The sequence below is a fragment of the Bacillus cereus group sp. BfR-BA-01350 genome (genome assembly GCF_022663775.1).
Classification (GTDB): domain Bacteria; phylum Bacillota; class Bacilli; order Bacillales; family Bacillaceae_G; genus Bacillus_A; species Bacillus_A paranthracis.
In genome coordinates, this window is the sequence record NZ_JAKUGD010000058.1 from 1 (window position 1) to 223 (window position 223).

Sequence of the window (223 nt, forward strand, 5' to 3'; positions counted from 1 at the left end):
AATGTCTGGTTCGTATGAAAAAATATCGCTCTTACAAAGGGACAGTTGGGAAAATTGCGCCAAATATTTTAAATCGCAACTTCCAAGCTGAAAAACCAAATGAAAAGTGGGCTACAGATATTACGGAGTTTAAGTTATTTGGGGAGAAGTTATACCTATCACCAATGTTGGATTTATTTAATGGTGAAATTATCACGTATACAATTGGTTCCAGACCGACCTA

The 223-nt window shown here is 35.9% G+C and carries 1 protein-coding gene; it reads left to right on the forward strand.

Features of this window, described 5'->3' with window-relative positions; translation table 11 throughout:
- Positions 1-223: DDE-type integrase/transposase/recombinase (locus tag MR147_RS26955; RefSeq protein ID WP_396022909.1), on the forward strand; the 223-nt coding region annotated here is incomplete at both ends.